General features: G+C 35.8%; 8 protein-coding genes. 2 read left to right on the top strand and 6 right to left on the bottom strand.

All coding sequences use genetic code 11. The features are described from left to right. Positions 1-1,219: 1,219 nt before the first annotated feature. The 5 genes from rfbD to ACFFGL_RS11260 form a co-directional block, all read right to left on the bottom strand. Entirely contained in the window at positions 1,220-2,143 is a 924-nt protein-coding gene (rfbD, locus tag ACFFGL_RS11280; RefSeq protein ID WP_309729515.1) for a dTDP-4-dehydrorhamnose reductase, read from the bottom strand. Further along, positions 2,131-2,667 carry a dTDP-4-dehydrorhamnose 3,5-epimerase gene (gene rfbC / locus ACFFGL_RS11275; RefSeq protein ID WP_309729514.1) on the bottom strand — a complete coding sequence of 179 codons (537 nt, stop codon included), beginning with the start codon at positions 2,665-2,667 and terminating at the stop codon, positions 2,131-2,133. Before rfbC ends, rfbD begins: the two co-directional genes overlap by 13 nt. A 163-nt stretch (positions 2,668-2,830) precedes the next feature. Beyond that, a complete protein-coding gene (gene rfbB, locus ACFFGL_RS11270) occupies positions 2,831-3,898 on the bottom strand; it encodes a dTDP-glucose 4,6-dehydratase (protein WP_309729511.1) in 1,068 nt (355 codons plus the stop codon). 68 nt (positions 3,899-3,966) lie between these two features. Continuing rightward, entirely contained in the window at positions 3,967-4,971 is a 1,005-nt protein-coding gene (locus ACFFGL_RS11265; protein ID WP_309729510.1) for an SDR family oxidoreductase, read from the bottom strand. A gap of 440 nt (positions 4,972-5,411) precedes the next feature. Continuing rightward, a complete protein-coding gene (locus ACFFGL_RS11260) occupies positions 5,412-5,678 on the bottom strand; it encodes a hypothetical protein (protein ID WP_309729505.1) in 267 nt (88 codons plus the stop codon). A gap of 139 nt (positions 5,679-5,817) precedes the next feature. Between ACFFGL_RS11260 and ACFFGL_RS11255 the strand changes: the two genes are divergently transcribed. Next, complete coding sequence (locus ACFFGL_RS11255; RefSeq protein ID WP_309729502.1) at positions 5,818-6,753, top strand: isoaspartyl peptidase/L-asparaginase family protein; 936 nt, start codon at positions 5,818-5,820, stop codon at positions 6,751-6,753. Positions 6,754-6,826: 73 nt separating this feature from the next. On the opposite strand, the gene ACFFGL_RS11250 is transcribed toward ACFFGL_RS11255, so the two are convergent. Further along, positions 6,827-7,684, bottom strand: a complete 858-nt coding sequence (locus tag ACFFGL_RS11250; protein ID WP_309729499.1) for a cyanophycinase — start codon at positions 7,682-7,684, stop codon at positions 6,827-6,829. A 95-nt stretch (positions 7,685-7,779) separates the two neighbouring features. Between ACFFGL_RS11250 and cphA the strand changes: the two genes are divergently transcribed. Then, positions 7,780-10,398: a cyanophycin synthetase gene (cphA, locus tag ACFFGL_RS11245; RefSeq protein WP_309729497.1), complete on the top strand. Its 2,619-nt coding sequence runs from the start codon at positions 7,780-7,782 to the stop codon at positions 10,396-10,398. Positions 10,399-10,621: the final 223 nt, after the last annotated feature.

Genomic DNA, 10,621 nt, shown 5'->3' with positions numbered 1-10,621 from the left:
GTGATATTCATTTTTTTCATTGATAAAAAAACGAACCAAAAAAATCTAGGCTTACGAAACTATTGCTAAATTGTTTGCTCGAAAGCTAAATTTCAGAAACTCGCGTTGCTCAAACAGTCTGAAATTTTACGCTTATTTCACTGTCAATTTTACGCAATATTTTCGATAGGCCGGGGAACTCCTAAGCTTTTTTTTCTGCTGCTGCTTCTTTTACTCACCCCTTTTATTATTATTTTAGTGTTCGTGAATCAAAGATTTCCATTGCTGGAAAAGTGCAATCCTCTCCCTCTGGTCTAAAAACTAGTGATATTCATTTTTTTCATTAATAAAAAAACGAACCAAAAAATCTAGACTTACGAAACTATTGCTAAATTGTTTGCTCGAAAGCTAAATTTCAGAAACTCGCTCCACTCAGACAGTCTGAAATTTTACGCTTATTTCACTGCCAATTTTACACAATATTTTCAATAGGCCGGGGAACTCCTAAACTTTGCTTTTTTGGTACTGAAGAGTTTGAAGGTGTCTTATACGCTGCTTCTCTTCTTTTACTCAACCCTTTTATTGTTGTTTAAGTATTCGTGACAAGGATTTCCATTGCTGTAAAAATGCATTCGTCTCCCTCTGGTCTAAAAACTAGTGATATTCATTTTTTTCATTGATAAAAAAACGAACCAAAAAAATCTAGGCTTACGAAACTATTGCTAAATTGTTTGTTCGAAAGCTAAATTTCAGAAACTCGCGTTGCTCGAACAGTCTGAAATTTTACGTAGCCTGCTCTTCAAATTTTACGAGCGATTTTCGATAGACCGGGGAACTCCTAAACTTTGTTTTTTGGTATTGAAGAGTTTGAAGGTGTCTTATTCGCTGCTTCTCTTCTTTTACTCAACCCTTTTATTGTTGTTTAAGTATTCGTGAATCAAGGATTTCCATTGCTGTAAAAATGCATTCCTCTCCCTCTGGTCTAAAAACTAGTGATATTCATTTTTTTCATTGATAAAAAAACGAACCAAAAAAATCTAGGCTTACGAAACTATTGCTAAATTGTTTGCTCGAAAGCTAAATTTCAGAAACTCGCTCCACTCAGACAGTCTGAAATTTTACGCTTTCTTCACCGCCAATTTCACACAATATTTTCGATAGGCCGTATTTCTCATATCTCTAATACGATATATGATCTTCGTATTGTAAGAATTACCTTAAGATGAGGTGAGGATTTGGATTAAGTTTTAGCTTTACTTAAAATTTCTAGTACGTGAGGTATATTCTCTCTCCAATGAGCAATGGAAAATTGAAGTTGCTGCTTTATTTTCCGCTTATTAAAAACGGTAAAATGTGGTCGTTTCGCAGGCGTTGGGTATGCTTCTGAAGGTATGGGTTGAAGGTTTTTTTCAGTTTTATAAAATTTAAATACTTCATACGCAAAATCATACCACGAGGCTACTCCTTCATTGCTGAAATGGTAAATCCCGAAGGGGAATTTTTCAGTTTCTATTATTTTAAAAATAAGTTCTGCTAAATCTCCGGCATAGGTAGGCGTGCCTATTTGATCACTTACCACTTTCGTTACTTTTTTTTCTCGAGCAAGAAGATTCATTGTTTTTAAAAAATTGGAGCGATACTCACTAAATAGCCAACTGGTTCTAAGAATAATATGCTTGGGATAAATTTGTTGAATTGCCTTTTCCCCTGCATATTTTGAAGCTCCATAGGAATTTACCGGCGCTGGTACTTCATCTTCTGTAAGCGGTATACACGTATTTCCTTTAAAAACGAAATCGGTTGAAATATGAATGCAAATTGTATGGAATTTTTTACAATAGGTTGCCATGTTTTTAGCTCCGCTTTCATTTACAGCAAAAGCTTTTTCTTTTTCTTCTTCTGCCTTATCTACAGCGGTATAAGCTGCTGCATTTATGCAATAAGCGGGTTGATATTTTTCAAAAATTCTTTTTACCTGCTGTTCATCTGTAATATCAACTTCAGCAGAGTTTGTGAAAACGATGGTGTAATTTGACGAAGCTAAAAGAAAAGTTCTATCCTGAAGACATCTCCCCAATTGCCCGTTTGCTCCCAGGACTACAATTGTTTTTTTACTCGATAATCGAGATGTAGATACTCCGAGGTAATTATTTATTGATTCCATAACGGCAACTTTGCATCTTTAACGGAAATGAGTTGTTCTGATTTGGGAATTTGCCAATCGATTTTAAAAAAAGGATCGTCATACCGATAACCAATCTCCGCAGATTGATTGTAAAAATTATCGCATTTGTAAAAAAATATAGCTGTTTTACTTAATACTGAAAAGCCGTGTAAACAACCTCGCGGAACAAATAATTGTTTTTTCGCTTCAGCATTTAATTTTACGATCACCTGATTTAAGTAAGTAGGAGAATCTTTCCTAAAATCTATCACCACATCTAACACCTCGCCTTTTATTACCCGAACTAATTTTGCTTGCGCGTAGTCTCCTTTTTGTGCGTGCAACCCTCTAATTACGCCATACGCAGAAAAAGATTCGTTATCCTGAACAAAATCAACATTCAGCTTCGTTGCTTTTTGAAAAGCCTTTGTATTGAAGCTTTCCATAAAATAGCCGCGATCGTCTGTAAAAACTTTTGGCGTGATTAAAAAACAATCGTTTATAGCTGTTTTTTCTAGTTGCATAGGTTAGGTTATTATTTAGTTAGCAGTTAGCAGTTAGCAGTTAGCAGTTAGCAGTTAGCAGTTAGCAGTTAGCAAAAATTTAAAGAATTAAATTCAAAAAGTAAAATTTAACCCTGATAATTTATCATGTTAGATTCAACCTTTAACACTATTAAACTTATTACTATTTATACTGTTTCTCATAATATTGTTGATATGCTCCACTAGTAACGTTTTTCATCCATTCTTTATTTTCTAAATACCAGTCGATTGTTTTTGATAAGCCTTCTTCAAAAGTTACACTCGGTTTCCAACCCAATTCATTATTAATTTTAGAGGCATCGATAGCATAGCGCAAATCGTGTCCCGGACGGTCTTTTACAAAGGTTATTAATTGTTCACTTTCTCCTTTTTCTCTTCCTAATTTTTCATCCATTTGTTGACACAGCAGTTTTACTAAATCAATGTTTTTCCATTCATTAAAACCTCCAATATTATAAGTTTCGCCAAGTTTCCCTTTCTGAAAAATCAATTGAATTGCTGCTGCATGATCAATCACATATAACCAGTCTCTGGTGTAATTCCCATCCCCATAAACCGGTAAGTTTTTTTTGTTGATGACATTATTAATGAATAACGGAATTAACTTTTCCGGAAATTGATTGGGTCCGTAATTATTCGAGCAATTACTAATCACATAGGGTAAATTATAGGTTTCGCCATAGGCACGTACAAAATGATCTGATGAAGCTTTGGAAGCAGAATAGGGTGAATTCGGATCGTAGCTTGTTTTTTCCGTAAAAAGTCCGTCGTTTCCCAAACTACCATACACCTCATCGGTACTAATATGGTAGAATAGTTTTCCTTCTAGTTTATTCTTCCATTGGTTTTTTGCGGCTTCCAATAAATTTAAAGTTCCGATAATATTTGTCTTTGCAAATGCCAACGGATCTGAAATGGAACGATCTACATGCGATTCGGCTGCTAGGTGTATAACCGCATCGAATTCAAACTTTTTAAATAATTTATTTATTTCTTCAGCATTGTTGATATCCGCTTTTAAAAAAGTATAGTTTTCTTTTTGGTCAATACCTTTTAAATTCTCAAGATTTCCGGCATACGTAAGTGCATCTAAATTATAGATCTGCGCGTCCGGATAGTCATTTACAAATTTTCGAACTACATGCGAGCCAATAAACCCCGCACCACCGGTAATTAATATATTTTTTGATTTAAAATCTGGCGTTTTCATTGACTCTTTTTTAGCTAGAACGACATAAGTAAACTACCTCGGGGTATTAAACCCTTTGGCGGTACCAATTAAAGATTCTCCCAATACCAGTTTACCGCTTCTTTTAAACCTTCCCCAAATTTATGGGTTGGTTTATAATGCATCTTTTGCTGTGCTTTTGCAATTGAAGCTAACGAGTGCGGAATATCTCCTTGACGATTAGGACCGTGTTTAATTTCCACATCAGCAATTTTAGCATCAAATTCACTTAAGAAGTCGCGAAGTTTTTCAGCCATATCTTTAATCGTAGTTCTATCTCCCACGGCAGTATTGTAAACTTCATTTAAAGCTTCTTGACTTCCGGTCGTAATTGCTAACATATTCATTTGAATAACATTATCGATGTAGGTAAAATCTCTTGAATACGTCCCATCCCCATTAATTACCGGACTTTCATATTTCATGAATTGCATTACAAATTTAGGAATAACCGCTGCGTAAGCGCCATTGGGATCTTGTTTTCTCCCAAAGACATTAAAATAGCGTAACCCGATAGTATCTAAATTATAGGTACGCTTAAAATTATCGGCATACAATTCATTCACATATTTAGTAATCGCATAAGGTGATAATGGTTTCCCAATTACATCTTCCTCTTTTGGCAAGGCTTCTGAGTCACCATAGGTTGAAGAGCTTGCCGCATATACAAAACGTTTTACCTCCTGATCTCGCGCAGCTACCAACATATTTAAAAATCCGTTTATGTTGACTTCATTACTGGTAAGCGGATCTTCAATGGAACGCGGCACCGATCCCAAGGCTGCTTCGTGTAAAATATAATCTACCCCGTTACAAGCTTGTTGACAAGTTTCTAAATCTCTAATATCACCTTCTATTAATGTGAAGTTTTCTTTGTCTAAAAGATTTTCAATATTTTCACGATGTCCCGTCGCAAAATTATCTAAACAACGTACTGTTGCATTGTTTTCTACTAAATATTCACATAAATTAGAACCGATAAAGCCGGCGCCACCGGTTACTAAAATAGTTTTGTCTTTCAATTTATCGGTATCTACACTAGGAATTTGTATCATGAAATGTTTCGTTTATTGCAAATATAGAATTTGTTCGAGAATGAAGCCTTTTATTCAAGCTGAAAAAACTTGAATATGAACTTCGTAAATTTAATTATTCATTTTTTTCATTGATAAAAAAACGAATCAAAAAAATCTAGTCTTACGAAACTATAGCTAAATTGTTTGTTTGAAAGCTAAATTTCAGAAACTCCCTACGGTCAAACAGTCTGAAATTTAACGCTTCATTACTCACTACTTTTTTATTTCATTATTGAGTTCGTGAATCTTCGATTTCACCGCCAATTTCACACAATATTTTCGACAGGCCGGGTTATTTGCTCTTAGCTTTTAGCTAGTGTAATTCAAAATTGCAGCTGCTTTCAATTCGAGTGCTTTTTCTTTAGAAATAGAATAGAAAAAAAATATATCGAGAACAGGGTTGAAGATTTGAAGAAGATTTATTGCTGAAAAAAAATGCATTTCAATCTATGTTCGGCGGATACACTAAATAAATCTAACTTCAACTTCTCAATTAGTATTGTGAAAATTACTAAAGACCATTCTTTTACTTTTTCCCATTGCTGGAAAAAGTAACAAAAAGATCTAGGCTTATTTTCCTGAATTTGAAAAGCTGCTAAAAAACTTTGACCTGCGGATAGCAACCGCTGTGCTAGGCTATCCTCCACATCCAACGCGAAGTTTTTTCTTGATTTTGTTACATTCATGAAAAGTAGGCCGAAGTTAAAAATAGCGTTAGAACTTAAAAAATTATTGCTACATTTTATTTATTTTTTATGATGAATAAAAAACGCTCGTAACCGCCAAAGAAGTATCTTTAGAGGAACAATTTTCACACACACTATCTTGAACAAAAATTTATCGCTCGCAATTCACGGCGGTGCCGGAACGCTTTTAAAAGATGAAATGACTACTGCAAAAGAAAAAGCGTATAAAGAAACTTTACAACACGCGCTTCAAACTTCATATGCTCTTTTAGAAAAAGGCGGAACAGCTTTAGATGCCGTAGAAAATGCGGTTAAGATTATGGAAGATTCTCCGCTATTCAACGCGGGAAAAGGAAGTGTTTTCGCTGCCAATGGAATTCACCAAATGGAAGCTTCTATAATGGAAGGGAAAAAACTAACCTCCGGTGCAGTCGCTTTAGTTACCGGTGTAAAAAACCCTATTCAACTCGCCCGAAACGTGATGGAAAAAAGTGCGCATGTTTTTTTGGCAGGCGAAGGTGCTATGGAATTTGCTCGCGAACAACAACTTCCTTTTGAAAATGAAGCGTATTTTTATGAAGAATCCCGTTTTCAACAATGGCAAAAAATTAAAAACACAAATACCTTTAAATTAGACCATGATGTTTCGGTAAATGACAAAGTCGGAACCGTAGGAGCCGTCGCGTTAGATTGCTTTGGAAATTTGGCAGCTGCTACCTCAACCGGCGGAATGACCAACAAAAAAAATGGAAGAATTGGCGATACCGCGCTTATCGGAGCAGGAAATTACGCCAATAACAAAACCTGCGCGGTAAGTTGTACCGGTAGTGGAGAATATTTTATTCGGAAAGTGGTCGCTTACGATGTTTCTTGTCTGATGGAGTTCAGCAAGATGAGTTTAGAAGAAGCAACCCACGAAGTTATTCATAAACGATTGTTGGAAATTGGTGGCGATGGTGGTTTAATTGCCATCGATCATCACGGAAATATTTCCATGCCGTTTAATACTGAAGGAATGTATAGAGCTTGCAAATCTTCAAATGGTGAAGAACGTGTTGCTATCTATAAGGACTAACAAAAAACCTCGCAAAAATACGAGGTATGAATTAGAAAACTATTTTAAATTTTTAGAGTCGACAGTGTCGGGATTAAACGGTTAGTGTAGAGTTGAAATATACTTTCCGTTCTTCTATATTAAAATGAAAGCCATCGGCCAACACGTGGGTTTTTAAATTCGCTACTGTCATCGCTTCCCCTTGGGGTGTTTTCGATTCGTTATTGAAAATTAATGAATTTCCATCAAATAAAATTACCATTCCCGAACCTATTACTTCAAACGAATTGCATTTTTTTACAACCAAACCTGTATCTTCTGCAAGGCCAATTCCTATTAAATGCGGAAAATGTGCTACCGCTTCAGCTAAACGACCAAATCTTTTTCTTCTAATAAAATGAGAATCAATTATTAAATTCGGAATAAACCCCATTCCATCACCAATTTTAACCGTTCCTTTTTTAAAGAACTCTTTTGGGTTTCCGCCGGTAATCATTTTTTCTGACATACACATTGCTCCCGCGCTAGTTCCTGCAATTACAAAATTATCGTCCTGATAACGTCGCTGGAGAATATTGTGAATTTTACTTCCGCCAATCTTACGGGTGATTTGTGATTGGTCGCCGCCCGAAAACATCACGCAATCCGCTTCTTCTATAAGTTGAATATTTTCCTTTTTTTCAGCATCTTCAAAAGAACGTATATCTGCTACTTCTACATTCTTACAGCCTAATTTTTCAAAAGCGCTTAAATAACTTTTGGCTACTTGATCTGGAATGCGCGAAGCCGTAGGAATAATTACAATTTTAGCTGAAACACCGCCGCTTTCTTTTACTACTCGAGACAAAATTCCGTCTTCAATAAATTCTAAATGATCTTGCTCACTCGTAGCAATACTTTGACCTTTATCTTCATTTCCGCCAATTATAACGAGCGTTCCTTTTATATTCATACCAAGATGTTATTTGTTTGCTAAATTAAATTATTCCCCGGAATTAAAGCTTAATTTTATGATAAAGAAAAACTAATCATTTCTTTTTTAAAACTATGAAAATTAGATCAATTAATACCTTACGCGGACCCAATTATTGGTCTATAAGACGTCATAAACTTATTGTAATGGTGCTCGATTTAGAGGAGATGGAAGAAAAACCTTCACATAAAGTGACAGGTTTTTATGAACGTCTAAAAAAATTACTCCCAAGTTTATATTCGCACACCTGTTCTGAAGGCCACGAAGGCGGATTTTTTGAACGTGTAAAAGATGGAACGTGGATGGGTCATATTATTGAACATATCGCCTTGGAAATTCAAACTTTAGCAGGAATGGAAACCGGTTTTGGAAGAACGCGCGGCTATGGTGAAGAAGGTGTGTATTCTGTTGTTTTTTCCTATACCGAAGAGCACGTGGGAAGATATGCTGCAAAAGCTGCCGCAACTATTTGCCAAGCCCTTATTGACGGAAAAACCTATAATTTAGAAAAAGACATTCAGAAAATGCGAGAAATTCGCGAGCGCGAACGTTTTGGACCTAGCACCGGTTCTATTATAGCAGAAGCTGAAAATAGAGGAATTCCGTGGATGCGTCTTAATAAAAATTCGTTATGTCAATTGGGTTATGGTGCGTATCAAAAAAGAATTCAAGCTACCGTAACTAGCGAAACTAGCTGTATTGGAGTAGAAATTGCCGGCGATAAAGAAGAAACTAAATATTTATTAGAGCAAAGTGGCGTTCCGGTTCCAAAAGGAGAAATAATTGAAGATTTAGAAGAATTGGAGCAAAGCTGTAAAAATGTTGGGTTTCCTTTGGTTATAAAACCAGCACGAGGAAATCACGGCCGCGGAATTACCGTAAATATAATGTCCTTTAAAGAGGCTATTCCCGCTTTTAAACACGCAAAAAAAGTTTCGTATAGCATCATTTTAGAAAAACAAATTACCGGTTCGGATTATCGTTTGTTGGTGATTAATCACAATTTTGTTGCAGCCGCTAAAAGAACGCCCGCTCATGTCATTGGAGATGGAAAATCAACTATTCAACAGTTAATAGACGAAGTCAATAAAGATCCGAGAAGAGGTTATGGTCATGAAAATATTTTAACCATTATCACAGTCGATAGCCTTACCAAAAAAATAATAAAAGAAAAAGGCTATTCACTTACCAGTATTTTAGCTAAGGGAGAAGAACTCATCTTAAAAGATACGGCAAATTTAAGTACCGGCGGAACTGCTGAAGATGTCACCGATATTATTCATCCCGATAATATTACGATGGCTGAACGCGTGTCTAGAATCATTGATCTCGATATTTGCGGTTTAGATGTTATGGCAACCAATATTAGTCAACCGCTAGAGCAAACCGGAGGAGCAGTTTTAGAAGTGAATGCCGGACCTGGATTTAGAATGCATTTAGCACCTACCGAAGGAAAAGCAAGAAATGTAGCCGCACCGGTTATTGATAAACTTTTTCCGCATAAAGGAATGAACGGAAAAATTCCGATTATCGCTGTCACAGGGACTAACGGGAAAACCACTACTACCCGCCTTATTGCGCATATTGCAAAAATGAGCGGTTGTCGCGTAGGTTATACCACAAGTGATGGAGTTTATATTCAGAATCAATTAATAATGAAGGGTGATTGTACCGGACCTACCAGTGCAGAATTTATTTTAAAAGATCCAACGGTAAATATTGCGGTATTGGAATGTGCGCGTGGTGGATTATTACGTTCCGGTTTAGGTTTTCCAGCTTGTGACGTAGGAATTGTCACCAACGTTACTGAAGATCATTTAGGATTGAAAGGAATTCATAACCTAGCACAACTTACACGCCTAAAAAGTGTGATTCCCGAAACGGTTTCACCCTCAGGTTATGCGATTTTAAATGCCGATGATGAAAATGTGTATAGCATGCGAAAAAATATTTCCAGTAATTTAGCTTTATTCTCGATGAAAAAAGACAATCCTAAAATATTGGAATTGCAAGAAGCCGGCGGTGTAACTGCTGTTTATGAAGAAGGGTATATCACGCTTTATCGAGCTACACGAAAAATGAGAATTATGAAAGCCGATGCCATTCCACTTACTTTTGGAGGAAAAGCCGAATTCATGATTCAAAATGTGTTGCCTGCGGTAATCGCGGCGAGTGTTCAGAATTTTGATATTCAAGATATTAAAGCAGGTTTAGAAACCTTTATTCCTTCTCCAACACAAACCCCGGGGCGGTTAAATTTATATCAAATTCAACGGAAAAAAATCCTGTTAGATTACGCTCATAACCGAGCAGGAATGCGTGGTTTACAAAAATTCGTAGATGCTTTAGAAATCTCTTACAAAATAGGAATTATAGCAGGAATTGGCGATAGACGTGAGGAAGATAACAAAGAAATAGGGAAAATTGCGGCTGAAATTTTTGATGAAATTATTATTCGTTTTGATAGCGATTTACGCGGAGCAAAAGCAGAACAGTTAATCGATTGGGTAGAACAAGGAATTCACGAAATTTCAAAAGATAAACAAATAAAAACGATCGCTAATGAAAAAGAAGCTTTAACTACCGCTATTAAAAATGCTCCTGATGAAGCTTTAATTGTGCTATGTTGCGACAATATTGAGGAAGCCACAGAAACAGTGAAAAAAATTAAAGAAAAAGCTGAAGCTGTATAAATTTCAAACTAACTTATTTATTACAACGTAACAGATTTTGATGAAAATCTGTTACGTTATTTTAATATAATATGAAAAATTTCTGAAGTGTCGGTAATAGAAGTTTCAACGATTCCCGATTACTTTTTAGTACCATCTTTTTACTCTTCAAATAAGAAATCAATATTCCTTCATAATTTATTGAAAAAGAGCATTTCATCGACATAAGGCAAAGAAAAATTAT

The organism is Mesonia maritima, from assembly GCF_042433895.1.
GTDB classification, from domain to species: Bacteria; Bacteroidota; Bacteroidia; order Flavobacteriales; family Flavobacteriaceae; genus Mesonia; species Mesonia maritima.
This window is presented reverse-complemented; position numbering and strand designations above follow the sequence as displayed.